The sequence below is a fragment of the Enterobacter cloacae complex sp. CARB60 genome, from assembly GCF_036487345.1.
Lineage (GTDB): Bacteria > Pseudomonadota > Gammaproteobacteria > Enterobacterales > Enterobacteriaceae > Enterobacter > Enterobacter asburiae_D.
On record NZ_JAZKLC010000002.1, the window covers coordinates 2,906,564 to 2,932,776 of the forward strand.

The 26,213-nt window shown below is 56.5% G+C and carries 27 protein-coding genes; 6 read left to right on the top strand and 21 right to left on the bottom strand.

Annotation, left to right across the window (positions count from 1 at the left end; all coding sequences use genetic code 11):
- Nucleotides 1-15 precede the first annotated feature (15 nt).
- The 4 genes from V4835_RS14920 to yceD form a co-directional block, all read right to left on the bottom strand.
- The gene (locus V4835_RS14920) at nucleotides 16-969 is read right to left on the bottom strand and encodes a beta-ketoacyl-ACP synthase III (protein ID WP_032658014.1); all 954 of its coding nucleotides are present in this window, start codon (nucleotides 967-969) and stop codon (nucleotides 16-18) included.
- 6 nt (nucleotides 970-975) lie between these two features.
- Entirely contained in the window at nucleotides 976-2,010 is a 1,035-nt protein-coding gene (plsX, locus tag V4835_RS14925) for a phosphate acyltransferase PlsX (protein ID WP_060568787.1), read from the bottom strand.
- Nucleotides 2,011-2,090: 80 nt separating this feature from the next.
- The gene (gene rpmF, locus V4835_RS14930) at nucleotides 2,091-2,264 is read right to left on the bottom strand and encodes a 50S ribosomal protein L32 (RefSeq protein WP_003857964.1); all 174 of its coding nucleotides are present in this window, start codon (nucleotides 2,262-2,264) and stop codon (nucleotides 2,091-2,093) included.
- A gap of 16 nt (nucleotides 2,265-2,280) precedes the next feature.
- A complete protein-coding gene (gene yceD, locus V4835_RS14935) occupies nucleotides 2,281-2,802 on the bottom strand; it encodes a 23S rRNA accumulation protein YceD (protein WP_014883375.1) in 522 nt (173 codons plus the stop codon).
- A gap of 140 nt (nucleotides 2,803-2,942) precedes the next feature.
- On the opposite strand from yceD, the gene V4835_RS14940 reads away from it, so the two are divergent.
- A complete protein-coding gene (locus tag V4835_RS14940) occupies nucleotides 2,943-3,527 on the top strand; it encodes a Maf family protein (RefSeq protein ID WP_331412640.1) in 585 nt (194 codons plus the stop codon).
- A gap of 79 nt (nucleotides 3,528-3,606) precedes the next feature.
- On the opposite strand, the gene rluC is transcribed toward V4835_RS14940, so the two are convergent.
- Nucleotides 3,607-4,554, bottom strand: a complete 948-nt coding sequence (rluC, locus tag V4835_RS14945; protein ID WP_024909023.1) for a 23S rRNA pseudouridine(955/2504/2580) synthase RluC — start codon at nucleotides 4,552-4,554, stop codon at nucleotides 3,607-3,609.
- 572 nt (nucleotides 4,555-5,126) lie between these two features.
- On the opposite strand from rluC, the gene rne reads away from it, so the two are divergent.
- The gene (rne, locus tag V4835_RS14950; RefSeq protein ID WP_331412641.1) at nucleotides 5,127-8,264 is read left to right on the top strand and encodes a ribonuclease E; all 3,138 of its coding nucleotides are present in this window, start codon (nucleotides 5,127-5,129) and stop codon (nucleotides 8,262-8,264) included.
- Between the two features lie 41 nt (nucleotides 8,265-8,305).
- On the opposite strand, the gene V4835_RS14955 is transcribed toward rne, so the two are convergent.
- On the bottom strand, nucleotides 8,306-9,208 hold the full coding sequence (locus V4835_RS14955) for a LysR family transcriptional regulator (RefSeq protein ID WP_074147299.1): 903 nt from the start codon (nucleotides 9,206-9,208) through the stop codon (nucleotides 8,306-8,308).
- Nucleotides 9,209-9,353: 145 nt separating this feature from the next.
- On the opposite strand from V4835_RS14955, the gene V4835_RS14960 reads away from it, so the two are divergent.
- Nucleotides 9,354-10,568, top strand: a complete 1,215-nt coding sequence (locus V4835_RS14960) for an MFS transporter (RefSeq protein WP_331412642.1) — start codon at nucleotides 9,354-9,356, stop codon at nucleotides 10,566-10,568.
- Between the two features lie 74 nt (nucleotides 10,569-10,642).
- Here the strand turns inward: V4835_RS14960 and flgL are convergent, their stop codons facing one another.
- The 11 genes from flgL to flgB all read right to left on the bottom strand — a co-directional run bounded on the left by flgL (nucleotide 10,643) and on the right by flgB (nucleotide 20,539).
- Nucleotides 10,643-11,596, bottom strand: coding sequence for a flagellar hook-associated protein FlgL (gene flgL / locus V4835_RS14965; protein WP_063144641.1), 954 nt, complete (start codon nucleotides 11,594-11,596; stop codon nucleotides 10,643-10,645).
- A gap of 14 nt (nucleotides 11,597-11,610) precedes the next feature.
- The gene (gene flgK / locus V4835_RS14970) at nucleotides 11,611-13,251 is read right to left on the bottom strand and encodes a flagellar hook-associated protein FlgK (RefSeq protein WP_331412643.1); all 1,641 of its coding nucleotides are present in this window, start codon (nucleotides 13,249-13,251) and stop codon (nucleotides 11,611-11,613) included.
- Between the two features lie 75 nt (nucleotides 13,252-13,326).
- The gene (flgJ, locus tag V4835_RS14975) at nucleotides 13,327-14,280 is read right to left on the bottom strand and encodes a flagellar assembly peptidoglycan hydrolase FlgJ (RefSeq protein WP_331412645.1); all 954 of its coding nucleotides are present in this window, start codon (nucleotides 14,278-14,280) and stop codon (nucleotides 13,327-13,329) included.
- Nucleotides 14,280-15,377, bottom strand: a complete 1,098-nt coding sequence (locus V4835_RS14980; RefSeq protein WP_331412646.1) for a flagellar basal body P-ring protein FlgI — start codon at nucleotides 15,375-15,377, stop codon at nucleotides 14,280-14,282. The genes flgJ and V4835_RS14980 overlap by 1 nt, the downstream gene beginning before the upstream one ends.
- A gap of 12 nt (nucleotides 15,378-15,389) precedes the next feature.
- Nucleotides 15,390-16,088: a flagellar basal body L-ring protein FlgH gene (flgH, locus tag V4835_RS14985; protein WP_024909015.1), complete on the bottom strand. Its 699-nt coding sequence runs from the start codon at nucleotides 16,086-16,088 to the stop codon at nucleotides 15,390-15,392.
- A 57-nt stretch (nucleotides 16,089-16,145) separates the two neighbouring features.
- Nucleotides 16,146-16,928, bottom strand: coding sequence for a flagellar basal-body rod protein FlgG (gene flgG / locus V4835_RS14990; RefSeq protein ID WP_008500810.1), 783 nt, complete (start codon nucleotides 16,926-16,928; stop codon nucleotides 16,146-16,148).
- Nucleotides 16,929-16,939: 11 nt separating this feature from the next.
- The gene (locus V4835_RS14995; RefSeq protein WP_029740347.1) at nucleotides 16,940-17,695 is read right to left on the bottom strand and encodes a flagellar basal body rod protein FlgF; all 756 of its coding nucleotides are present in this window, start codon (nucleotides 17,693-17,695) and stop codon (nucleotides 16,940-16,942) included.
- 20 nt (nucleotides 17,696-17,715) lie between these two features.
- A complete protein-coding gene (gene flgE, locus V4835_RS15000) occupies nucleotides 17,716-18,966 on the bottom strand; it encodes a flagellar hook protein FlgE (protein WP_331412647.1) in 1,251 nt (416 codons plus the stop codon).
- A gap of 26 nt (nucleotides 18,967-18,992) precedes the next feature.
- Entirely contained in the window at nucleotides 18,993-19,703 is a 711-nt protein-coding gene (gene flgD / locus V4835_RS15005; protein ID WP_063144650.1) for a flagellar hook assembly protein FlgD, read from the bottom strand.
- Between the two features lie 11 nt (nucleotides 19,704-19,714).
- Complete coding sequence (gene flgC / locus V4835_RS15010; protein ID WP_008500814.1) at nucleotides 19,715-20,119, bottom strand: flagellar basal body rod protein FlgC; 405 nt, start codon at nucleotides 20,117-20,119, stop codon at nucleotides 19,715-19,717.
- 3 nt (nucleotides 20,120-20,122) lie between these two features.
- The gene (gene flgB, locus V4835_RS15015) at nucleotides 20,123-20,539 is read right to left on the bottom strand and encodes a flagellar basal body rod protein FlgB (protein WP_023311135.1); all 417 of its coding nucleotides are present in this window, start codon (nucleotides 20,537-20,539) and stop codon (nucleotides 20,123-20,125) included.
- Nucleotides 20,540-20,696: 157 nt separating this feature from the next.
- Here flgB and flgA point away from each other — a divergent pair, with 157 nt between their 5' ends.
- The 3 genes from flgA to flgN all read left to right on the top strand — a co-directional run bounded on the left by flgA (nucleotide 20,697) and on the right by flgN (nucleotide 22,173).
- Nucleotides 20,697-21,356 (top strand): flagellar basal body P-ring formation chaperone FlgA, encoded by a 660-nt coding sequence (flgA, locus tag V4835_RS15020; protein ID WP_331412648.1) that lies wholly within the window; start codon nucleotides 20,697-20,699, stop codon nucleotides 21,354-21,356.
- A gap of 93 nt (nucleotides 21,357-21,449) precedes the next feature.
- Nucleotides 21,450-21,743, top strand: coding sequence for a flagellar biosynthesis anti-sigma factor FlgM (gene flgM, locus V4835_RS15025; RefSeq protein ID WP_023335261.1), 294 nt, complete (start codon nucleotides 21,450-21,452; stop codon nucleotides 21,741-21,743).
- Between the two features lie 4 nt (nucleotides 21,744-21,747).
- Entirely contained in the window at nucleotides 21,748-22,173 is a 426-nt protein-coding gene (gene flgN / locus V4835_RS15030) for a flagella biosynthesis chaperone FlgN (protein ID WP_025755834.1), read from the top strand.
- A 59-nt stretch (nucleotides 22,174-22,232) separates the two neighbouring features.
- On the opposite strand, the gene murJ is transcribed toward flgN, so the two are convergent.
- The 4 genes from murJ to rimJ all read right to left on the bottom strand — a co-directional run bounded on the left by murJ (nucleotide 22,233) and on the right by rimJ (nucleotide 26,068).
- Nucleotides 22,233-23,768, bottom strand: a complete 1,536-nt coding sequence (gene murJ, locus V4835_RS15035; protein ID WP_331412650.1) for a murein biosynthesis integral membrane protein MurJ — start codon at nucleotides 23,766-23,768, stop codon at nucleotides 22,233-22,235.
- Between the two features lie 129 nt (nucleotides 23,769-23,897).
- Nucleotides 23,898-24,821, bottom strand: coding sequence for a Gfo/Idh/MocA family protein (locus V4835_RS15040; RefSeq protein ID WP_311390710.1), 924 nt, complete (start codon nucleotides 24,819-24,821; stop codon nucleotides 23,898-23,900).
- A 2-nt stretch (nucleotides 24,822-24,823) separates the two neighbouring features.
- Entirely contained in the window at nucleotides 24,824-25,474 is a 651-nt protein-coding gene (locus tag V4835_RS15045) for a YceH family protein (RefSeq protein ID WP_331412652.1), read from the bottom strand.
- A 9-nt stretch (nucleotides 25,475-25,483) separates the two neighbouring features.
- Nucleotides 25,484-26,068 carry a ribosomal protein S5-alanine N-acetyltransferase gene (gene rimJ, locus V4835_RS15050; RefSeq protein ID WP_008500822.1) on the bottom strand — a complete coding sequence of 195 codons (585 nt, stop codon included), beginning with the start codon at nucleotides 26,066-26,068 and terminating at the stop codon, nucleotides 25,484-25,486.
- Nucleotides 26,069-26,213: the final 145 nt, after the last annotated feature.

A 26,213-nucleotide genomic window follows, 5' to 3' on the forward strand; every position in this document is an offset into this window, starting at 1 on the left:
TTTTAATTCCTTATCCTAGAAACGAACCAGCGCGGAACCCCAGGTGAACCCGCCACCGAAGGCTTCAAGCAAGACCAGCTGGCCCCGTTTGATTCGCCCGTCGCGTACAGCTTCATCAAATGCGCACGGTACCGACGCCGCAGAGGTGTTGCCGTGACGATCCAGCGTCACCACAACGTTATCCATCGACATGCCGAGCTTTTTCGCGGTCGCGCTGATGATACGCAGGTTCGCCTGATGCGGCACCAGCCAGTCGAGCGCGGAGCGCTCAAGGTTATTCGCTTCCAGCGTTTCATCAACGATGTGTGCAAGCTCGGTCACCGCCACCTTGAACACCTCGTTCCCTGCCATAGTCAGGAAAATCGAGTTGTCCGGATTAACGCGATCGGCGTTAGGCAGGGTCAACAGTTCGCCGTAGCTGCCATCAGCATGCAGATGCGTCGAGATGATACCCGGCTCTTCGGACTGCCCCAGCAGCACCGCGCCCGCACCATCACCAAAAATAATGATCGTTCCACGATCGGTTGGATCGCAGGTGCGCGCCAGCACGTCAGCACCGATCACCAGCGCATATTTAACGGCACCGGATTTCACGTACTGATCGGCAACGCTCAGCGCATAGGTGAAGCCTGCGCACGCGGCAGCGACGTCAAACGCCGGGCAGCCTTTGATGCCGAGCATGTTTTGCACCTGGCACGCCGCGCTTGGGAAAGCATGCGTAGCAGACGTCGTGGCGACCACGATCAAACCAATCTGTTCTTTATCAATGCCCGCCATTTCGATAGCACGCTGTGCGGCTTCGTAACCCATGGTCGACACGGTTTCGTCTGGCGCGGCAATACGACGTTCACGGATACCTGTGCGCGTGACAATCCACTCGTCAGACGTATCTACCATTTTTTCCAGATCGGCGTTGGTACGCACTTGTTTTGGCAGGTAGCTGCCGGTACCTAAAATCTTCGTATACATGTACGCTCAGTCACTTTTAGCTAATACAGATTCCAGGCGAGCGGCAATCCGCTGAGGGACTTGTCGCTGCACCGCCTGCACTGCCTGTTCAATCGCGACAGCAAATGCTCGCTGATTGGCGGCGCCATGACTCTTAATCACGATGCCGCGCAATCCTAACAGACAGGCGCCATTATACTGGTCGGGGTTGAGGTGACTGAATCGCCGCGTCAGGCTCTTTTGTAACCAACGCTTCAATAAAATTAGCCACCAGGCGCTTTTTTTGCCTTCTCCCTGAGATTTCAGCAGAGAAAGGAACATGCGCACGACCCCTTCCATGGTCTTCAACGTAACATTTCCGGTGAAGCCATCGCACACCAGAACATCCGTTTTACCCGTCAACAACTCATTGGCTTCGAGATAACCAATATAGTTGATGGAGGGAACCTGTTTGAGCAATTCAGCCGCTTCGCGAATGCTGTCCAGGCCTTTGGTCTCTTCTTCACCAATGTTCAGTAACGCAACACGGGGAGTGTTGATCCCGACGACTTCTTCTGCCAGCACCGATCCCATCACGGCAAACTGAGCCAGCATAGTACTATCACAGTCGACGTTAGCGCCCAAATCGAGCACCACCGTTTTGCCCTTCTGCTGATGCGGTAACACCGTCACCAGCGCCGGACGCTCAATACCTTCAATAGGTTTGAGCAGTAATTTCGACAGCCCCATCAGCGCGCCGGTATTCCCCGCGCTAACGCAGGCCTGGGCTCGCCCTTCTTTCACCAGCTCCAACGCTATCCGCATAGAGCTGCCACGACTATTGCGAATAGCCTGCGAGGGTCGGGCATCACTGGCAATAACTGACTGCGCAGGAATAATCTGCAGACGCGAACGTTGTTCAAAGTCAGCTTTTGCGAGTAATGGCGTGATTGCGTCGGGATTGCCGACTAAAAGAAGTGTGAGTTGCGAATTAGAATTCAGTGCCTGCAATGCTGCAGGCACTGTCACGGAAGGGCCAAAATCGCCCCCCATGACATCTAACGCCAGGGTTAGACGTGTCAAGGTATCGTCGCAGCCTGGTTCGGTAAATTCCCCGTTTGCACGGGGAAATCCTCACTAAGCCTAATCACGCTTGCGCGTGATTACTTAGTGATAACCTTGCGGCCGCGGTAGAAACCGTCAGCGGTGATGTGGTGACGCAGGTGTTTCTCACCAGAAGTCTTGTCTACAGACAGGCTGGTAACTGCGGTCAGCGCGTCATGGGAACGACGCATGCCACGTTTGGAACGGGTTGGTTTATTCTGTTGTACGGCCATGGACCTTACTCCTCAATTACTTACGCTTTAAGCTGGCTAATACGGCAAATGGGTTTGGTTTTTGCGCTTCATCAGGCAGTTCCCCAAAGACCATGTCCGCCTCGGACACTTCACAGTGTTCAGAATCATGCACCGGAACCACTGGCAAGGTGAGGATGATTTCATCTTCAACCAGAGCCAGAAGATCGATTTCACCGAATTCGTTAACCTCAATCGGCTCATACGCTTCCGGGAGTGCTTCAGCCTGTTCGTCAGAACGAACCGGACTGAAACAATACGTTGTGTGAACATGCTGTACAAACGGTTTCCCGCAACGCTGACACTCGAGCGTTACCGTCACCTTTGCATCACCGGTTAAAACGGCGAGACGCTGGTTGTCGATAGCGAACGACATGGAGCATTCTACATCACTGTCCACACTGACTACGGATTCGGCAATACGCTCAGCCTGATCGGAAGTATAGATACCTTCATAATCGAGGCGTTTTTGAGCCGTACGAACCGGATCAAGAGTCAGGGGTAATTTTACCTTTTGCATAGGGCGCGCATATTAACTTTGTAACGTCATAGAGTCAAAGAAAAAGGCAACCAGAGCTGCCTTTTGCCAATTATTCGCACACATTGCGGCCTGTAGTTTAAAATGGCTGGCATCGATACGCTATATCTGGTGATAAAAATATGCCAAATCTCGTCCTTGCTTCCACTTCACCCTACCGCCGAACGCTGCTGGAAAAGCTCGGGATCCCGTTTGAATGCGCCGCACCAGAGGTTGATGAGACGCCACAGCGGGGCGAGTCACCGCGTCATCTGGTAACGCGTCTTGCTAAGGAGAAAGCGCAGTCGCTGGCCGCACGTTATCCCGCACATTTGATTATAGGCTCCGATCAGGTTTGCGTGCTGGACGGCGAAATCACCGGCAAGCCCCATACGGAGGAGAACGCCTGCCAGCAGCTTCTGCGTGCGCGAGGCACTATCGTGACCTTTTATACCGGCCTGGCGCTCTATAACTCCGCCACCGGTCATCTGCAAACGGAGTGCGAGCCTTTCGATGTGCATTTTCGCCATCTCAGCGAGCAAGAGATCATGGACTATGTGCGACGGGAACGTCCGCTGAACTGCGCAGGAAGCTTTAAAAGTGAAGGACTGGGAATTGCACTGTTCGACAAGCTGGACGGTCGCGATCCCAACACGCTGGTGGGGTTACCGCTGATTGCCTTGTGTCAGATGTTAAGACGAGAAGAGTGTAATCCGCTGACCATGTGACTTTTGCCCAGCGGCGCTTCGCTTGCATGGGCCTACGGGTTTCGTAGGCCGGGTAAGCGCAGCGCCACCCGGCTCATAATCAGCCGCGCAGAACCTTAAGACAGCGTTTCAACTGCTCATCCAGCGGCGCTTCAATACGGATGACTTCCCCCGTATTAGGATGGGTAAACTTCAGCGCTGCCGCATGCAGGAACAGACGCGACAGTCCCGTTCCCGCCAGCTGCTTATCAAACTCGCGGTCGCCATAGCGGTCATCAAAGGCGATTGGGTGCCCTGCAAACTGCGTATGCACGCGGATCTGGTGGGTACGACCGGTCACCGGACTGCAGCGCACCAGCGTGGCAAACTCATAGCGCTCTTCAACTTTAAAGCGCGTCTCAGACGGTTTCCCTTCCTGGCTCACACGGACAATACGTTCACCGCTTTGCAGAATGTTCTTCAGCAGCGGCGCCTGCACCACTTTTACATGGGACTGCCACTGGCCGCGAACCAGCGCCAGGTAATCTTTCTGCATCCCTTTTTCACGCAGCTGTTCATGCAGCGAACGCAGCGCAGAACGCTTTTTCGCCACCAGCAGTACGCCAGAGGTGTCACGGTCAAGACGGTGCACAAGCTCAAGGAAACGCGCTTCCGGGCGCAGGGCTCGCAGCCCTTCAATCACCCCAAAGCTCAGACCGCTACCGCCATGGACAGCCGTTCCTGACGGTTTATTGAGCACCAGAATGTGGTCATCTTCGTAAAGGATCACATCGCTCAGGGCCGCCACTTTCTGCAGCTTCGGGGAAACGGTCTCTTCTTCACGTTCCGCAACGCGCACCGGCGGAATACGCACTTCATCGCCCGCCTCGAGTTTGTACTCGGGCTTCACGCGCTTTTTGTTAACCCGCACCTCGCCCTTACGCAGGATGCGGTAAATCATGCTCTTTGGCACACCTTTCAACTGGGTGCGCAAAAAGTTATCGATACGTTGCCCCGCGTCATCTTCGGCGATAGCAACCATTTTTACGGCTGGAGTCTCTGTTTTCATGGTTGGCGATTCTAAATATCGTCAGCCATTAGCGCCACTCATTTTTCTATGCTTATATTTACTTTTATCCGGCCAGCTTCCCGTTTCGCGCAACCGATTTGGTGGTTATTAAACCAATCGCCGTTCTGAAGTGAAGAAACTGTGAGTAACCGGGTGATAATTGGTAAAAGTCATCTTGCTATAACCCGGCGAGCAGTGGAATAATGAGGCTGTTTTCCGTGTTAAATCCTGGTTAAGTAAGGATGTTGACGGAATGACCAATTTTGTCTGACCGATCATCCACGCAGCAATGGCGTAAGACGTATTGATCTTTCAGGCAGTTAGCGGGCTGCGGGTTGCAGTACTTCCCGGTATAAGGATTGTTCTCTGGAGAGTTCTACCCAGGCAATTCCCCTGATAATTGCGCTGTGTTTCCGTATGAAGCACAGGCAACCGACACTCTGCGCCTCTTAAGCGAGCGACAACCGTGAGGTTGGCGACGTGAACAGACACGAGGCCATCGGTTCATACCCCGGAAAGCGTCACCTTGCCCGCAGCTTTGTCGTCAATGTAAGAATAACGAGTAAGTTACGATGAAAAGAATGTTAATCAACGCAACTCAGCAAGAAGAGTTGCGTGTCGCCCTTGTGGATGGGCAGCGCCTGTACGATCTGGATATCGAAAGTCCTGGACACGAACAGAAAAAAGCGAACATTTACAAAGGTAAAATCACCCGCATTGAACCAAGCCTTGAAGCTGCATTTGTCGATTACGGTGCTGAGCGTCATGGTTTCCTCCCTCTGAAAGAAATCGCCCGCGAATATTTCCCTGCAAACTACAACGCCCATGGCCGCCCAAACATCAAAGATGTTCTGCGTGAAGGTCAGGAAGTTATCGTTCAGATTGATAAAGAAGAGCGCGGCAACAAAGGTGCCGCACTGACCACCTTTATCAGCCTGGCAGGGAGCTATCTGGTTCTGATGCCTAACAACCCGCGTGCGGGTGGCATCTCTCGCCGTATCGAAGGTGATGACCGTACCGAGCTGAAAGAAGCGCTGGCAAGCCTCGAACTGCCTGATGGCATGGGGCTTATCGTGCGTACCGCAGGCGTAGGCAAATCAGCCGAAGCGCTGCAATGGGACCTGAGCTTCCGTCTGAAGCACTGGGAAGCCATTCAGAAAGCAGCGGAAAGCCGCCCTGCTCCGTTCCTGATCCACCAGGAAAGCAACGTTATCGTGCGTGCCTTCCGTGATTATCTGCGTCAGGATATCGGTGAGATTCTGATCGATAACCCGAAAGTGCTTGAGCTGGCGCGCCAGCACATCGCCGCGCTGGGTCGTCCGGATTTCACCAGCAAAATTAAACTGTACACCGGTGAAATCCCGCTGTTCAGCCACTATCAGATCGAATCCCAGATTGAGTCCGCCTTCCAGCGTGAAGTGCGTCTGCCTTCTGGCGGTTCTATCGTCATCGATACCACTGAAGCGCTCACCGCTATCGACATCAACTCCGCGCGTGCAACGCGCGGTGGCGATATCGAAGAGACCGCCTACAACACTAACCTCGAAGCCGCTGATGAAATCGCCCGCCAGCTCCGCCTGCGCGACCTGGGTGGTCTGATTGTTATCGACTTCATCGACATGACCCCTGTACGCCACCAGCGTGCGGTTGAAAACCGCCTGCGCGAAGCGGTGCGTCAGGACAGGGCGCGTATCCAGATTAGCCATATCTCACGCTTTGGCCTGCTGGAGATGTCCCGTCAGCGTCTGAGCCCGTCTCTCGGTGAGTCCAGCCATCACGTTTGTCCGCGCTGCTCCGGCACCGGTACCGTGCGTGATAACGAATCTCTGTCCCTCTCCATTCTGCGTCTGATTGAAGAAGAAGCGCTGAAAGAGAACACCAAAGAGGTTCACGCCATTGTGCCTGTGCCCGTTGCCTCTTACCTGCTTAACGAAAAACGTGCAGCGGTAAGTGCGATTGAAGCGCGTCAGGGCGGCGTTCGCTGCATCATCGTGCCAAACGACCAGATGCAGACCCCACACTATCACGTGCTGCGTGTGCGTAAGGGCGAAGAGACGACCACCCTCAGTTACCTGCTGCCGAAGCTGCATGAAGAAGAGATGGCCCTGCCATCCGATGAAGAGCCTGCAGAGCGCAAACTGCCAGAGCAGCCTGCGTTAGCGACCTTCATCATGCCAGAAGCGCCACCGGAAGCAGCGCTGGAAAAACCTGCTGCCAAACCTGAGGCGCAGAAACCAGAAGTAGCGGCAGCGAAAGGCCAGCCTGCACAGCCGGGTCTGCTGAGCCGCTTCTTTGGCGCGCTGAAGAAGATGTTTGCTGAAGATGACGTTCAGCCAGAGCAGCCGAAAGAAGAGCCTAAAGCGGCCAAACCAGAGCGTCAGCAGGACCGTCGCAAGCGTCAAAACAACCGCCGCGATCGTAACGACCGCAGCGACCGTAATGACCGTAATGACCGTAATGACCGCAGCGAGCGTCGTGACAACCGTGACAATCGCTCTGAGAATGGCGAAGGCCGCGAGCAACGCGAAGACAACCGTCGCAACCGTCGCGAGAAACAACAGCCGAATGTTGAAGATCGTGAAATTCGCCAGCAGGCGGGCGATGAGTCCGAGAAGAGCAAACAGCGTGATGACCAGCAGCCGCGCCGTGAACGCAGCCGTCGTCGTAACGACGAGAAGCGTCAGGCACAGCAGGAAGTCAAAAACCTGAACCGCGAAGAGCCTGTTGAACAGCAGGACGGCGAGCAGGAAGAACGTACTCAGGTTATGCCGCGTCGCAAGCAGCGCCAGCTTGCTCAGAAAGTTCGCTTCACCTCTGAAGTAACCGAAGAGTCAGCCGTTGTCGCGGTTGAAACCAGCGAGAGCACAACCGGTACGCAGCTGGCGAAAGTTGATCTGCCAGCGGTCGTTGAAAACAACGTTGAGCAGGATGATAACGGTGAAAACCGTGATAACGCCGGTATGCCGCGCCGTTCACGCCGTTCTCCACGTCATCTGCGCGTCAGCGGCCAGCGCCGCCGTCGCTATCGTGACGAGCGCTACCCGACTCAGTCTCCAATGCCGCTGACCATTGCCTGTGCTTCACCAGAAATGGCCTCCGGTAAAGTCTGGATCCGCTACCCGGTTGCTCGCCCGGAGCAGGTTGTTGAAGAACAGCCTGTAACCGAAGAGGTGATTGCACCGGCAGCAGCGGTAGAAGACGTCGTGACTGAAGCGGCAACCGTGGTTGAACCTCAGGTTGTTGAAACTGAAGCCCCTCACGCAGTGGAAGTTGAAACCACCCATCCAGAAGTGATTGCCGCGCCGGTTGATGCCGCACCGCAGCTTATCGCCGAAGAAGATGCCGTGGTGGCTGAGGAAGTCGCTGAAGAGGCTGAACCTGTAGCCGCAGTGGAAGACACCGCTGAAACCCTCGTTGAAACCACCACTGAAGAAGTCGTTCAGGACGTTGAGATTCAGGTTGAACCGGTTGTCGAAGAACCGAAAGCGGCTGAAGTGAAACCTGAGCCGGTTGTTTCTGCGCCAGCCGCTGCCCACGTGGCGACAGCACCAATGACGCGCGCCCCGGCGCCGGATTACGTGCCTGAAGCCCCGCGTCACAGTGACTGGGTACGCCCGGAGTTCAACTTTGACGGTAAAGGCGCTGCAGGCGGCCACAGTGCAACGCATCAGGCGACCGCACCGGCAACGCGTCCGCAGTCTGTCGAATAACGACTCTGAAAGTAAAAAGCCGACCTTAGGGTCGGCTTTTTTTATGGCTGCTGCACGGGCTTTCTCATCCCGGTGACCTCCGGCATGACCTGCCGCATCAGCTCCAGAAAACGCCGCAAGCGTGCCGGATAATAACGGGACCAGGGGTAAACCAGATGCACCGGTAACGCCGCTGGCTGCCAGTCTGGCAGCAAATGCACCAGCCGCCCTTCCCGAATATCATCCTGTACCGTCCAGCTGGATACCACCGCCACGCCAAGGCCGGTGAGCGCCGTATTGCGTGCGACATACAGGCTATCGGTGCTGAGGCGTGGGGTAATCGCCACTCGCGCGGTGGCAGGTGATGCATCGTGAAAAAGCTCCACATGGCGCTGGTAGAAAGAGCTAATCGCTATCCAGGGAAACTGCTGCAAATCCTCCGGCGTGGTAACCGTCGGAAAACGGGCCAGAAGCGCCGGAGAAGCCACCACCGAGCGCGGCACTTCCGCCAGCAGCACGGATACGGTCGCCGGATCGACTTCCACGCCCACCCGAATAGCACAGTCAAGGTTGTCGCCGAGGAAGTCCGCCGACCGATCGTTGAGCATCCACTCAATCGAAAGCTGCGGATAGCGTTGCAAAAATTCGGTTACGGGTTTCAGAAGCTGGTCCTGACCAAACGCGTGGGGTGCCCGCACCCGCAGCACGCCTACGGGCTCATCTTCCGTGTGCCCCACCTCATCTTCCAGCGCCAGCCAGCTGTCAATCACCCGACGAGCGTGCTGATAGCAGCGCTCGCCATCATCCGTCAGCCGCGTCGTATGGGTGGTGCGCAGTATCAGGCGCACCCCCAGCATGGTCTCCAGCGACTGTAACCGTCTGCTCACCGTGGCCTGGGTGGTTGCAAGCTGCCGCGCCGCCGCAGAGAGGGAACCCGCCTCCACTATCCGGACAAACGTCCGCATTAACTCCACCCTGTCTATACGCTCAGCTCTTTTCATCGCATTTTCATTTATACGTTCAACGTATAAGCGTTTTACCACCGGGCCCGCTACCGTCGCAAGGCGTACTGATAAAAAATAGCCTCACACGACGAATGAGGAACATCTTATGAACACAACAAACGCCGCCCATGCCGTGAGCCGCTGGGTAATCTTAATGCTGGCGATAGGTGCAGGTTTCAGCGTGGCATCTATCTATTATGCCCAGCCTCTGCTGCCGCTGATGGGCGCAGACCTTCACCTGAGTATCGAAGGAATGGGCATGGTCCCGACGCTCACCCAGGCGGGATATGCCCTGGGGATCCTGTTCCTGCTACCGCTCGGCGATCGCCACGACCGCAGGACGTTAATCCTGATAAAGAGTGCGGCGCTGGCGCTGTTTCTTCTCGGCTGTAGCCTGACCGGGCAGATCCATTCTCTGCTGCTGGCAAGCCTGCTCATCGGCATGGCCGCCACCATGGCACAGGATATCGTCCCTGCTGCGGCCATTCTTGCGCCGGAGGGTAAACAGGGGAAAACCGTGGGCACGGTAATGACCGGGCTGCTGATGGGTATCTTATTATCAAGAACCGTAAGCGGCGTGGTGGGCGAAGCGTTTGGCTGGCGCGTCATGTACCAGCTGGCAGCGGCGAGCATTGCGTTCATCGGAGTGATGATGTGGTTTGTGCTTCCCCGTTTTGCCATTCACTCCACGCTGAGCTACCCCGCGCTGATGCGCTCAATGGAACATCTGTGGCGTCGCTATCCGGCGCTGCGCCGTGCGGCGCTGGCTCAGGGTTTTCTGTCGATTGCCTTTAGCGCCTTCTGGTCTACGCTTGCGGTCATGCTGCTGGAACGCTATCACCTGGGCAGTGCCGTAGCGGGGGGCTTTGGTATTGCAGGTGCCGCCGGTGCGTTAGCTGCCCCGCTGGCGGGGGGTCTTGCGGACAAACTGGGCGCAGGAAAAGTCACGCAGCTTGGTGCCGTTCTTGTGACCGTTTCATTCGCTCTGATGTTCCTGATGCCCGCGTTGAGCGTTCATGGACAGCTGATACTGATCGCCGTCTCTGCCGTCGGGTTCGACCTGGGTCTGCAGTCCAGCCTGGTCGCTCACCAGAACCTGGTATACAGCCTTGAACCGCAGGCGCGGGGTCGTCTCAATGCCCTGCTCTTTACGGTGGTCTTTATCGGGATGGCGCTGGGCTCCGCGTTAGGCAGCAATATCTACTCGCTAGCCGGCTGGACGGGCGTGGTCGCTCTGGCGACAGTCTGTGGCGTCATTGCGCTGGCAATCCGTCTGATAGAAAGCACACGTGTCGCCTCCGCACCGGCGGAAGTTGCATAAAAAAATGCCCAATCCAGACGGATTGGGCAGTAAAACATGCCCAGTTTCAAGACATGCTCTAAGAGGTCAAGATGTTATTTGTTCAGCTGGAACAGAGACATGCCCTGCATATCGCTAAACGCTTTATAAGACGCCTGCAAGGCCGCCTGCTGCATGGTGTAAGAGGAAATCGCTTCGTTCCAGTCAACATCCACCAGGTCACTCATCTGCTTGGTCTGACCCAGGGCGCGGTCATCACCCAGCGTATCGAGTTTTTCCAGCTCGTTCATCTTGGTTCCCACATCCGCAACGACCGTCAGGACATTGTTCTGGGCGTTTTTGATGCCGATTTGCGCATTGGTAATCACCTGGCTTTGCGCCGTTGCGGCAGCCGGATCGTTCTCAATCGGTGTCTTCAGCGACGCAATGGCAGAATCCAGGATTTTGAACATGTTTGTTTCGCCATATCCACCGCCCGGCAGCTGTTCCGCATTACTGGTAATGCTTTCGAAAATTTGCTGTCCGGTATGGCTAATGGTCATATTTCGCGCCGTATCAACCTGCTGCGTGATAGCCTCTGCACCGCCGTTGTAATCCCCGGTCGCGGCATCAAACGGTGCGCTCTCGGTTTTGTATCCCGCAAAGATAAAGCGACCGTTGCCATCCGTCGTGTTGGCCAGGTTCATAAGCTGATCGCGGATCCCCTGAATATCGGTCGCCAGAGAAAGACGGTCGTCATCGCTTAATGTGCCGTTTGAGGCGTAAACCAGCTTCTCGCGCACGCTTGAGATCGCGGTATTCACCTGGGTTAACACGTTATCTTCCAGCGAGACCTTCTGCGTTGCAAAGGTACGCGCGAGTGCGAACTGGCTGTTTTGCGACTGAGATTGCGACAGAACGATGGCCTGCGACGCGGCGATAGGATCGTCCGAAGGACGATTGACGCGCTTACCGGTGGACATCTGCTCACCGTAGCTCAGCCATCTGCTCTGGGAATCGGTGATCCCACGCATGTTCTGCTCATACATCATCTGGGTGCTAATACGCATTGTTCACCTCAACCTTAACGAATGTTGATAATTGCATCGAAGAGCGTACTGGCAGTTTGTAATACCTGGGCATTGGCCAGGTAATACTGCTGATAACGCTGCAAATTGCCATACTCTTCGTCGAGGTTTACCCCAGAGATGGTCTGCTGCTGCTTGATAAGCTGCGTTTCCACATTGGCTTTCGTCTGGCTACTCACCTTCAGTGACGCCGTTGAGCTACCGACGGTACTGACGAGAGAGGCATACGCATCGTTGAAGGTTTTATTCCCACCCACTACTTTGCCGTTTTGCAGATCGAGCAGTTTTTGACCGTTACGGTTGTCACTTTCGCCGCCGTTCTGCACCGATGCCATCGCCAGTTTGGACTCGTCGCTGATCGCGAGATCCATGTTCATGATGACGTTGGAAACAGGCTTCACGGTGAAACTATCTTTGGTATTTGCCGTGCCGCTGACGTTGACGTTAAGGCCATCAAACGACAGATTACCGCCGGCATCCGGGCTCATCGTAAAGCTGGTTTTGTCTGATGTGCGGGTGACCGTCCAGTCAGTGCCGTTAAACTGCAGCTTATAGTCTGTCGCCTGGACCTGTTTACTGTCCGTCACAGAGGCCGTGACAACGGCCGAGCCGCCGTTCTTGCTGTTGGAAAGCACCGCCGGAGAACCAAAGTTGAACAGCTTACCGCCCGCATCACCGTTTGCATCAAAACCGGCTTCATGCTGCGTGTTCATCGCATCGGCAAAGGCCAGCGCCATCTGGTTCAGGCTGTTACGGGCTTTATCCAGATCTTCATTACGGAAGCTCAGTAAACCGCCCAAAGAACCGGTGGTGATAAATTTCTCGGGGATCTCAATATTGCCCGCCACGTCATCGACGTAGGCGATGGTCGTACGAGCCGGATCGGCGCTGGACTTCACGGCCGCCAGCTGGCTGGCTTTGCTGCCCTGCACCAGGCTGTAACCGTTGCCGAGAGAGATATTAAACGTGCCGCTATCCTGTACCGAGACTTCCACGCCCACGATTTTGTTCAGTTCGGTCACAAGCTGATCGCGCTGGTCAAGCAGGTCGTTAGGTGAAGCACCCGCACCGACACCGGTCAGACGAGAAATCTGATCGTTCAGATTCGCAATCTGTGTCGCGTAGTTGTTGATCTGAGACACGCTGCTGGAGATGGCGGTATTAACCTGCGTATCCTGGTCACGGAGATACTGATCGGTGGTTTTAAACTGATTGACCAGACCACTCGCTTTACCCAGCACCGTCTGACGTGCAGCCGGGTCTTCCGCGTTGCTCACCAGGGTTTGCAGGCTTTTGAAAAAGTCTTGCAGGGTGGTGGAGAGCGAGTTGGTGGTATCGGAGAGCACATCGTCGATTTTTGACATCTGCTGATAGCGCGTCGTCAGACCGCTGCTCTGCGTCTGCGCGGCGCGCAGCTGGTTGGTGATGAAGGCGTCATACTCACGCTGTACACCGGAGACATAGACTCCGTTACCCACCCAGCCACCGCCGGTCAGCGTGCTGTTAGATGCGCCCAGCACCGTGGTCTGGCGGGTGTAACCTGCCACGTTATAGCTTGAAATATTATTACTGACGGTATTGAGTGCCGACTGCGCAGCACTGAGGCCACTCATGGCGCTGTTAATCAAACTGGACATGGGGGTTCCTTTTATACGTTCAGACACGAGTCCTGATGAAGGTTATCGGCAACCTCCACCGGGACTTGAGAACTTTCAGAACAGATTTTCAATATCTGTGCTATAGGCTTTGCTGACCTTCTCGCCCATGGATTTCAGCTGCTGGATCATGCTGGTGAGCTTACGCGCATAGTTCGGGTCAGTCGCGTAGCCCGCGTTTTGCAGCGCCTGAGCTCCCTGCTCCGCCGTCGCCGCCTGCGTAACGGCGGTATAACGCGGATTTCGGCTCAGCAGGCCGACATAATCGGACAATGCTTCCAGATAAGAGCTGTAGACGCGGAATTTTGCTTTGACCTTCACCGCCGCACCGTTCTCGTATTCGGTGGTCGTGATCTCCGTTGTCGGCCCCTTCCAGCTGGAGGTGGCCTTCACGCCGAAGATGTTGAAGCTCGGCTCGCCGTTTTCCTTGCGGATCTGGCGCTGGCCCCAGCCCGACTCCAGCGCAGCCTGCGCCAGAATCAGGTGATGCGGCACGCCGCTCTGTTCGCTGGCAAGACGCGCAGGCAGCGAAAGCTGCGCCAGGAAGTCTTTGCTGTCACCGGAGAGCGGCTCATCGCCGCTGCCCGTGGCTTTTGGCATGGCTTTACGCACCAGCTGCGTCAGAGCCTGGTTTTGGTAACTGGTCACCGTTTCCAGGTCGAACTTCATCGGCACCTGCTGCGGCTGCTCCTGAGGCTGAATGCCCTGCGCGGCTGCGGTCTGTTTCACAATCATGTCTGCCAGACCGAGGCCTTTACCGGCGGTCATCTGCTGCGCAATCTGCTGGTCATACATGCTGGTGTAGAGACGCGTTGAATCACTGCTGAACATCCCGTCTTTCGGCAGGGTTTCACGCATGCTTTTCAGCATCATCTGTACAAACATCCCCTCCACCTGGCGGGCGACCGGGCGGATATTCGCCGCCGGGTCTTTTCCTGCTTTGGTTTTCAGTTCGTTGAGCGACTGGGCGTCCCAGGCTGCACTGGTCAACAGTTTGCTATCGGTCAGCATTAGATGATTTCCAGTTTGGCGCGCAGGCAGCCCGCGCTTTGCATGGATTGCAGGGTGGACATCAGGTCCATCGGCGTTGCGCCCAGGGCGTTCAGGGCACGCACCACGCTGTTCAGGTTGGCGCTGGAGCGAACGCTCTGCAGTGACCCGCCGCTCTGACGCATATCAATCTGCGTTTGCGGCGTCACCACCGTCTGACCACCACCAAATGGCGTATTCGGCTGGCTCACGTTCGCGGAGCGGTTTACCGTCACGGAAAGGTTACCCTGCGCGACGGCACAGCTGTCCAGCGACACTTCCCGGTTCATCACCACCGAGCCGGTACGGGAGTTGATGATCACCTTGGCATCCTGTACCGGAACGTTCACTTCCATATTCTGGATATCCGCCAGCATGCGCACCTGGTTGCTGCTGCCGGTGGAGGTACGGATCTGCACGGTGCGCGCATCGAGTGCCGTTGCATTACCGTAGCCGCGGCTGCGGTTGATGGTATCGGCAATTTGCTGCGCCATCGTGAAGTCTTCATTATTGAGCTGCAGGTTAATGGTATTGCCTGTGCCAAACTGGGTTGGCAGTTCACGCTCAATGATCGCCCCGTTGGTGATACGACCGCCGTTCAGCTGGTTCACCTGCACGCTGCTTCCGCCTGCGGATGCTCCCGCCCCGCCAACCAGAATGTTCCCCTGCGCCAGCGCATACACCTGGCTGTCAACGCCTTTCAGCGGGGTCATCAACAGCGTACCGCCGCGCAGGCTTTTGGCGTTACCCATTGAGGAGACCACCACGTCAATGGTCTGCCCCTGACGCGCAAACGCCGGGAAGGAGGCGGTGACCATTACCGCGGCCACGTTTTTCAGCTGCATGTTGGTTCCCGCCGGCACGGTAATGCCGAGCTGGGAAAGCATGTTGTTCAGGCTTTGGGTGGTGAACGGCGTCTGTGTCGTCTGGTCACCGGTACCATCCAGCCCCACCACCAGGCCGTAGCCAATCAGGGAGTTTTCACGTACGCCCTGAACGCTGGTGAGGTCGCGAATACGGTCAGCCTGGGCAAAGGTTGCCACCAGCGCGAGCGCCACGGCGAAGATCGATTTAAACATGGGTCACCTCGCTTACATCGGCGATAAATTAAGGAAGAAGCGCTGCAGCCAACCCATATTTTGCGCTTCATTGATATAGCCGTTACCGACGTACTCAATGCGCGCATCCGCCACCTGGGTGGACGGAACGGTGTTGGTGCCGCTGATGGTGCGAGGGTTAACCACGCCCGAGAAGCGAATGAATTCAGTGCCCTGGTTGATGGCGATCTGTTTTTCACCCACAACGTGCAAGTTGCCGTTAACCAGTACCTGGTCAACCGTGACCGTCAGCGTACCGCTGAAGGTGTTGCTGGCGTTCGCGCCGCCTTTGCCGTTAAAGGTGTTGCCGCCGGACGCGTTCACATCAGCACGCGCGTTGCCGAACAGCCCTTCGAGATAGCGTGGCACGGTATCGAAGCCAAAATTGGTTTTGCCATCGCGGCTGGCGTTCGCCGACGAGCTCTTGCTCGCGCTGACGTTTTCCTGCAGCACAATGGTCAATGTATCGCCGACGTTACGCGGGCGGCGATCTTCAAACAGCGGCTGATAGCCGTAATTAATCGGCTGCGCGGTCTGGAAAATGGAGCCGTTTACCACTGGCGCTGGGCCAGGAACGGGTTGGGCAGTCGTCGCACCCTGGACCAATGGTTTAGACGGGATCAAAGCACACCCGCTGAGGGTGACAGCCAGAACAGTCAGTATCGGATAACGAAACGCCGCGTTTTTTTGCATTGCCTTCATCTTCGAAAACAGGGAGCCGGTGCGGCGTTTACCGCACCGGGCTACACCTTAGAGTTGCGTCAGTTTCTGCAGCATCTGGTCGGTCGTCGACACTGCTTTACTGTTAATTTCATACGCGCGCTGAACCTGGATCATATTCACCAGCTCTTCCGCCACGTTCACGTTGGACGTTTCAACATAACCCTGGTACAGCAGGCCCGCACCGTTCAGGCCCGGGGTGCTCTCATTGGGCGTACCGGAGGATTGCGTTTCGGTGTAGAGGTTCTCACCAATGCTTTCCAGACCGGTATCGTTCATGAAGGTGGTCAGGTTGAGCTGCCCAACCTGAACCGGCGCGGCCTGTCCCTGCTGAGTCACGCTGACCACACCGTCACGTCCGATGGTGATGCTCAGGGCGTTCGCCGGGATGGTAATCGCAGGCTGAACCTGGAAACCGCCCGCCGTCACCAGCTGGCCGTTCTGATCGACCTGGAACGAACCGTCGCGGGTATAGGCAGAGGTACCGTCAGGCAGCTGCACCTGGAAGAAGCCCTGGCCTTTGATTGCCACGTCTTTACTGTTGTTGGTCTGAGACAGGTTGCCCTGGCTGTGCAGGCGCTCGGTGGCCACCGGGCGAACGCCGGTACCGATCTGCAGGCCCGACGGCAGCGTCGTCTGTTCAGAAGACTGCGCGCCCGGCTGGCGGATGGTTTGATAAAGCAAATCTTCGAAAACGGCGCGCTGACGCTTGAAACCATTGGTGCTCACGTTTGCCAGGTTGTTGGCAATCACGTCCATATTGGTTTGCTGGGCGTCCAGGCCTGTTTTCGCGATCCATAAAGAACTGATCATAAGGAGTCCTGTTAACTCATAGCCAGAAGTTGGTTAGCCTTGCCCGCGTTTTCATCCACGCTGCTGATGATCTTCATCTGCATTTCAAAACGACGGGCGCTGGCGATCATGTCGCTCATGGCGGCTACCGGCTTAACGTTGCTGCCTTCCAGAACGCCGGACATCACGCGGATGCTCGGGTCGGCCTGTAACGTGGCACCACGCGTCGCCTGCGCCGCCTGGGTCAGACGGAACATGCCGTCATCGCCACGCTGCACGTCTTTGCCTTCCGCCTTAACCAGCTTCAGACGTCCGACGGGCGCAACGGTGTTGGCCGGGTCGCCCGGGTTCAGCGCCGAAATGGTGCCGTCCGCGGCGATAGTCAGCTCAGAGCCTTCCGGCACGGTCAGCGGGCCCGCTTCACCCATCACCGGATGACCCTGAATCGTCAGCTGGCCGGTCGCGCTCACCTGGATATTCCCGTTACGGGTATAGCCTTCGCTGCCGTCCGCAGTTTGCACCGCCAGCCAGCCGTCCTGCTGCAGGGCAACGTCCAGCGGGCGCGAGGTGTAGTCCATCTGCCCTGGCGTCATATCTGCGCCAGGGGTCGATGCCGTCACCAGCGTACGGGTCGGCAGGGAAAGCCCTTCAACCGGCACCGCGCGCAGCGCATTAAGTTGTGCGCGAAAGCCCGGCGTTGAGGCGTTTGCCAGGTTGCTGGCGGTAACGGCCTGCTGATTGAGCGTCTGACTTGCCGCGCCCATCGCGGTATATATTGCGTGATCCATTGCGCTTTCCTGTTAGCCGCTTAACGCAGGTTAACCAGCGTGTTGAGGATCTGATCCTGGGTTTTGATGGTCTGCGCGTTCGACTGATAGTTACGCTGCGCGACAATCATGTTCACCAGTTCTTTACTCATGTCCACGTTGGAGGCTTCCAGCGCGCCGTTGGTCAGCTTGCCGAAGTTACCGGTGCCTGCGGTACCCAGCAGCGCCACGCCGGAAGACTGGGAGGCAGACCAAACGTTGTCGCCTTCCGATTTCAGGCCTTCGTTGTTGGCGAAGTTAGCCAGCACGATCTGGCCCAGCACCTGAGACTGTTCGTTAGAGTAGCTTCCCACCACGGTGCCATCGTCGTTGATCTGGTAGCTGACCAGGTCGCCTGGCTTGTAACCGTTCTGATTGGTTGCCACAACGCTGTTCGCGCCGGTGTTCTGCTGCATGGAGTTCTGGAAGCTCAGGGAGAAATTCGCAGCCGTCGCACCGCCGACAGAGCCGGTGGTGATGTTGATGGCCGGCGTGGCGTTTGGCGTTCCGCTCAGTGCACCCGCAGCGTCGTAGTTATAGACACCCGCCAGGTTACCGTTCGCATCAAAGTTCATCTGCGCCGCTTTCGTCGCTGTAGAACCTGCTACGCTGCCGTCCTGAGTGTAAAGATCCCATTTATTGTTAGCTGTCTTCACGTAGTAGACATACATGTTATGGGCGTTACCCTGGCTGTCGAAGACGGTCACGGTACCTTTTTTGTTATAGGTATCCGGGTTAGTCGCATCGAACGGGGCAGTTTGAACAGGGTCGGTTGAGTTGAGGTTGATCTGCTGCGTCGCGGTGGTGGTGGCTTTCGCCGACATCAGCGTATTCGGAATGGTGATAGCCTGAGGGTTCGCACCGGTCTGAACGGTTGGAGGCGTTCCCGCTACCGGGTAGCCCGTCAGCTGCATACCCTGCATGTTCACCAGCGTACGGTTTTCGTCCAGCTTGAACTGGCCGTTACGGCTGTAGAACACAGAGCCGTTTGAATCGACCATACGGAAGAAACCGTTCTGGCTAATGGCAACGTCCAGACCGCGACCGGTATTGGTAGTGGTGCCGTCGGTAAAGTCCTGAGTGATGCCTGCAACCTTCACGCCGAGGCCGACTTTGGAACCGGCAAACATGTCTGCAAAGGAAGCAGAACCGGATTTAAAACCATAGGTCGCGGAGTTGGCGATGTTGTTGCCAATGACGTCCAGGTTGGTGGCCGCAGCATTCAGGCCGCTGACCGCTTGAGAAAAGGCCATGACTTACTCCTGATAAGTGTTAAGGCTTAGATAATCTGCCGAACTTCGTCGAGTGTGGTGGTACCAGAGGTACCCAAATCCAGTTTGTTGCCGTCGCTACCTTTAATTACGCCCTGGACCAGCGCGAACTGCAGCGGCTGCGCCACCAGCTGGGTTGTCCCGTTGCTGGCGCTGATCGCCACTTTGTAGGATCCGTTTGGTGCTTTTGTGCCGTCGGTCAGGCTGCCATCCCAGGTAAAGGTGTGAACGCCCGCCTTCAGCTCACCAATATCAATGGTGCGCACGACCGTGCCGTTGCCATCGGTAATGGTTGCGGTAACTTTCTCTGCTGGCTGCTGCAGCTCAACGCCAAACGGCGTGGTGGTCGTGGTGGCGTTGCCATCGGTGGTGCTGGTGCCCGCCAGGATCGTGGTACCCGGGATCATCACCCCGTGACCGATCAGGCTTGCCGCCTGCAGAGACTGGGCGCTATTAATCTGTCCAGAGACGGAACCAAGAGTGGTGTTGAGTTTCTCAATGCCGCTCACGGTGCTGATCTGCGCAAGCTGCGTGGTCAGTTCGTTGTTCTGCATTGGGTTGGTGGGATCCTGGTTCTTAAGCTGCGCCACCAGCAGCGTCAGAAAGCTGCCCTGAAGATCGGAGGCATTGCTCCCGGTGAGGGAGTTAGAACCCGTCGTACTCTTCGTGTTATTAACACCCGAGTTCGTAGGATCATTCACATTTACGGCGATGGACATGCATGTCTCCTTTACTGGCCGAGAGTGAGCGTTTTGAGCATCATGCTCTTCACGGTATTAAGCACTTCGACGTTGGCCTGGTAGCTACGGGAAGCCGACATGGAGTTCACCATCTCACCCACCACATCCACGTTTGGCATCTTCACGTATCCGCTGGCATCCGCGAGCGGGTTACCCGGCTCATACACCAGCCTGTCCGGCGCCTGGCTCTCTACCACATCAGACACTTTCACGCCGCCCGTCGCCGCGCCTGGCGCAGCATCGACCTGAAAGACAACCTGTTTGGCACGATACGGCTGGCCGTCTGGTCCGGTTACGCTGTCGGCGTTCGCCAGGTTACTGGCAGCCACGTTCAGGCGTTTGGACTGCGCGGTTAATGCCGAACCGGCAATATCAAAAATATTCAGCAAGGCCATCTATCAGTTCCCCCCCTGCAGGACGTTCATCATGCCTTTGATTTGTCCGCCGAGTACGGTCAGGCCCGTCTGGTATTTCAGGCTGTTATCGGCAAACTGCGTACGCTCCCGGTCCATATCCACGGTGTTACCGTCGAGTGAGGGCTGATCGGGAATGCGGTAAAGTAAATCGGTCGCTGGCGCGGTCATCGCCTGAGCAGGAATATGGCGAGAGGATGTCATAGCAAGTGCAACACCCGTTCCTTCGGCACGTCCACGCTCCATCACCTTTTTGAGTTCACTGGAAAAATCAATATCGCGCGCCTGAAACCCTGGGGTATCGGCGTTAGCGATGTTGGCGGCTAAAATCTCCTGCCGCTGGGCGCGTAAATTGAGCGCTTCCTGCTGAAAACGTAACGCGGCGTCGAGTTTATCGAGCATGTCTCCTCCGCTGATGGCAAAATTTCAGTTCACAGCTTAAATCTCACCCGGTCTCCCCTATCGACGGAATAAGCGCAAAATGCGTCGCTATTTATTGCGTTGATGCAAAACCACTGCAGGTAGAATTCATTCAACTCTGGAAACGGTGGAACTTGCGATGCAAACGTTAAAACGTGCCCTGATGGCAACTTTCTTGCTGTTTAGCCCTCTGGTACAGGCTGAAGGCTTACAGAATCAGCTGACGGCTTTTTTTGCTGAAAAGCTGGCGGGCTTTAGCGATGAGGTTAACGTTACCGTGCGCACCCCACCGAATCTGTACCCGACCTGTGACCAACCGTCATTCAGCGTGACGGGGACCACCCGGCTGTGGGGGAATGTGAACGTGCTGGCACGCTGCGCCAACGAAAAACGCTATTTACAGGTTGCAGTTCAGGCGACGGGCAATTATGTTGTCGCCGCCGTGCCCATTGCGCGCGGCACCGTGCTGCAGACGAACAGCGTGACGTTAAAGCGCGGCCGTCTGGATCAGCTGCCTCCACGCACCATGCTGGAAATGAACCAGGCACAGGACGCCGTCAGCCTGCGCGATGTCGCCCCCGGCCAGCCGATGCAGCTCTCAATGCTGCGTCAGTCATGGCGGGTAAAAGCGGGTCAACAGGTGATGGTCGTGGCCAACGGAGATGGCTTTAGCATCAACAGTGAAGGGAAAGCGTTAAACAATGCCGCGGTGGCGCAAAATGCCCGCGTCAGAATGTCCTCAGGCCAGGTGGTGAGCGGAACCGTCGATTCTGATGGGAATATTCTGATTAACCTATAATCTTTTTAAAGATTTTGCGGCGCGTGCCGATAAATATTCCATTAATGATGATGTCAGGCGCAAACGCCGCGAACCCTCGATGAGGACAACACTATGAGCATTGATCGTACATCAGCCCTGAAGCCGGTAAGCGCTGTACAACCTCGCGAAACGAATGACGCGACGACGCAAAAAACGCGTCTGGAAAAGCCGTCAACGTCCAACAGCACCAGCGTAACCCTGAGCGACGCGCAGGCAAAACTGATGCAGCCAGGCAGCAACGATATCAATATGGAACGTGTTGAAGCGCTGAAAACGGCTATTCGTAACGGTGAACTGAAAATGGATACCAGCAAGATCGCTGATGCCCTGATTCAGGAAGCACAGAGCTTCTTACAGAGTAACTAACCGTATGAGTCGACTGTCAGAAATACTGGATCAAATGACGGTTGTCCTGAACGACCTGAAAACGGTAATGGACGCTGAACAGCAGCATCTCTCTTCCGGTCACATCAACGGCAGCGCGCTGCAGCGTATTACTGAAGACAAAAGTTCGCTTCTGGCAACGCTGGATTATCTGGAGCAACAGCGCCGCGCTGAGCAAGATCCAAAGCGCAGCGCCAATGACGATATTGTTGAGCGCTGGCAAACCATTACCGAAAAAACCCAGCACCTGCGCGATCTTAACCAGCACAACGGCTGGCTGCTTGAAGGTCAGATTGAGCGTAATCAGCAGGCGCTTGAGGTATTAAAACCGCATAAAGAAACCGGACTGTACGGTGCGGATGGTCAGACGGCGACTGCGCGTATTGCGGGAGTTAAAAAGATTTCGATTTGAAGCCTGTGCGACAAATCATGCAGCGGGGAGCACCATAAGGTGAACTCCCCTTTTGGCGTTTATGCCGTCCGGCGGGCAAACTCTTTCACCTTGAAGCCCAGCACCGCGAGCGTGGCAAAGTAAGCCACCACCCCGACGCCCACCACGGCCATCAGCCGCATCAGACGGTAGGGCATGGTGCCCTGGGACCACTCCGGCATCACGTACATCATGCCGAGCAGCGCGGCTGCCATCACCAGTACCGCAACGATCAGGCGCACCAGGAAACTCCCCCAGCCCGGCTGCGGCGTGAAAATATCCTGCTTGCGCAGCTGCCAGTACAGCAGCCCGGCGTTCAGACAGGCCGCCAGACCAATCGACAATGACAGGCCTGCATGCTTCAGCGGACCAATAAACGCCAGGTTCATCAGCTGCGTCATAATCAGCGTCACAATCGCAATTTTTACCGGCGTTTTAATGTCCTGACGCGAGTAGAACCCGGGCGCCAGCACCTTGACGACAATCAGCCCCATCAATCCGACCGAGTAGGCAATCAGCGCGCGCTGGGTCATTGCGGCATCAAAGGCGGTGAATTTCCCGTACTGGAAGAGCGACACCGTCAGCGGTTTAGCCAGAATACCCAGCGCCACCGCGCTTGGCAGGGCCAGCAGGAAGCAAAGACGTAAACCCCAGTCCATCAGGCGGCAATATTCATCATGATTGCCGCTGGCAAAACTTTTCGACAGCGACGGCAGCAGGATGGTCCCCAGCGCCACGCCCAGCACCCCGGACGGGAACTCCATCAGACGGTCGGCGTAGTACATCCAGGAAACCGAGCCGGACACGAGGAAAGAGGCAAAGATGGTGTTGATGATAAGCGAGATCTGGCTGACGGAGACGCCGAGAATGGCAGGCCCCATCTGCTTGATCACGCGCATCGCCCCGGCATCTTTGAGATTGATGCGCGGCAGCACCAGCATGCCGATTTTTTTCAGATGCGGCAGCTGGTACGCCAGCTGCAGCACGCCGCCGACGGTGACCGCCCAGGCCAGCGCCAGCACCGGCGGGTTGAAGTGCGGCGCGGCGAACAGGGCGAAACCGATCATGCTGACGTTAAGAAACGTCGGCGCAAACGCCGGAACAGAGAAGCGGTTCCAGGTGTTGAGTATCGCCCCCACCAGCGAGGCCAGCGAGATCAGCAGAATATAGGGGAAAGTAATGCGCAGCAGCTGCGAGGTCAGCGCAAATTTGTCAGCCGTATCGGCAAAACCGGGCGCGGTCACCATAATCACCCACGGCGCGGCCAGCATCCCGAGTACGGTCACCACCGCCAAAGCCAGCGTCAGCAGCCCGGAGACATAAGAAACAAAGACGCGCGTCGCGTCTTCACCCTGCTTGCTTTTATATTCCGCAAGGATAGGCACGAATGCCTGAGAAAACGCCCCTTCAGCAAAAATACGACGCAGCAGGTTCGGCAATTTGAACGCGACGAAAAAGGCGTCCGTGGCCATCCCCGCACCAAATACCCGTGCCACAATGGCGTCGCGCGCAAAACCCAGCACGCGGGAAAACATGGTCATCGAGCTGACGGCCGCCAGCGATTTTAATAAGTTCATTAACGTGAATTTCCAGAACCATACGGATTTGTAGGCCGGGTAAGCGTAAGCGCCACCCGGCAAAGCCAACAAGCGGCGCTTAGTCTAACCGGATTTCAACGAATTACTATCCGCAGATGTTACAGCGAGTTATTCGCTCATGGCCTCGCGCCAGAGCCTTTCCACAATACGCTGCGCCAGAATGGCCTGCTCGCCGGACGTTTCAGGAACCGTCTGATTTTGCACGCAGGTGATAAAGTGGCGGGCGCATCCTGCGAAACCGCGCTGCTCCAGGGTGCTCTGCCAGCCTGGCGCCGGGAGCGTCACCACGCCGTTGCCCTTCTCTTCCCGCCACTCGCGCATGTCCGTAATGTCATACAGCGCGCCGTCGGTCACCGCCTGCACGGATTCACGCTGGCTTCCCGCCCGACGGTGCATGCTGGTGGTAATCTGAAGATGCTCAACGGCGAAATGGTGTTCCGCGTAGACCATCTGCCCCTGGTCATTCGTCAACAGGGTACCGCTTTTCAGCTGTGCATTACCGTTGCTCAGCCACAGCGCCGTATCCACAACGTGCAGATAATCATCCAGAAGGGTAAAGCGCAGATCGTTTGGCCCAATGCTGTCGGTACGGTGCTTATCCATCCGCAGCGAGGCGAGCGTGCCCGACTGCGCCTTCAGCTGCTGATAAAGCGGCGCAAAGCGGCGGTTGAAGCCCACCATCAGCGTCAGTTTTTTGCGCGCGGCCAGCTCAATCAGCCGTTCGGCATCCTGAACATTTTCCGCCAGCGGTTTATCCACGCAGACGTGAACCCCCGCATTGAGCAGCTCGCTCACCACCTGATAGTGGGTTGCCGTTGAGGTATGCACAAAAACCGCATCACACTCGCGGGCCAGATCCTGCAGGGAGGCGGCATACGGAATGCGCCAGGTTTCGCAGATACGTTCTGCCTTTTCGCGGGTGGGTGACCATGCCCCTTGCAGGGTCCAGTCCGTCGCCGCACCTAAAACAGGCAGCCAGGCTTTCTGCGCGATGCCGCCCAGCCCCACCACGCCTACGCGTAATTTTTTCACCGTCAGTCTCCCAAATGTGCCAGCAACGCATCCAGACGCTGTTTCAGCCCGGCGACCTCGTCCTCCAGCGCCTCTACGCGCGCGGCAAGACCGTCATTGATTACTGAGGATCCCGCATCGCTCTCCACGGTAGCGACATCGACGTCGCCGCTGAACAGATGCATATAGCGGCTTTCACGTTTGCCCGGCTCGCGGGCCAGACGCACCACGTATGGGCCGTCTTCACGAGAAGCCAGCCCTTCCAGGGTCTGCTCGACCTCCTGCATATCGCTGAACTCATGCATACGGGAAGCACGCGTGCGCAGCTCCCCCGGCGTCTGCGCCCCGCGCAGCAATAGCGTGGTGATGACCGCCACTTCCGCACTGCTCAGCTTCAGGTCACCGAATTCGGAGTTACAAAAGCGCTGTTCGTATTTGGTCACGCGGTTGCCGAAGCCGCTGACGGTGCGCAGATAGTGGCGTTTTACCAACGCATCCAGCACGTCCTGAACGTCATGCTCGCTGAGGTTCATCACCGGCTCGCGGTTGGTCTTCTGGTTGCAGGCCATGGTCACGGCATTGACGGAGAGCGGATACTGCTCCGGCGTGGTGACCTGTTTTTCGAGTAAGCACCCAATCACGCGCGCTTCTGTACCGTTTAGCTTATACTTCATCTTTTCTCCTTAACGACCTGCGGTCCAGTCCCGGGTGGTTAACGCCGTCAGAACGTGGTCGCGCCACTCTCCGTCTATCAGCAGATAGTCTTTGGCGTAACCCTCTTTCTCGAACCCTAAACGCGCCAGCAAATTGCCGCTGCGCTGATTATGCGGCATATAGTTCGCCATGATGCGATGGATATGCTGCGTGCGTTGCATATAGCGGATCGCCACCGTTAACGCCTCGTACATCAGCCCCTGCCCCTGCCATTTCTGGCCGATGGAGTAGCCAAGGTAGCAGGCGTGAAACGATCCCCGCACCACGTTTGAAAAATTGGCGATCCCGATAATCTCTTTCTCTTCAGGATCCAGCAGCGCGAAATAAAACGCGCTGCCCTGCTTGTGAAATTCCGTAATCATGCTGAGGCGCGCCTGCCAGCCGGAAGGGTAACAATGGCTCTCATCCCGAACGGGTTCCCAGGGTTTTAAAAACTGGCGATTCTCGGCGTAATAATCCGCCAGACGCCAGGCATCACGCTCATGCACCAGACGAACGACCAGCCTGTCCGTTGTCAGACGCACTTTTGGCACATTACTGCGATAGCCAAACATCGATACCACTCCTTCCCGTCACTTCTGCTTACCCATTAGCTTTACTATACCTGCGCCCGCGCCGTCTGTGAAAACAGTGACATACCATTTTGTCCTCTTTTCATTATTTTCGATGAGAACTCTCTATCAAAGCACCCTTTTGATA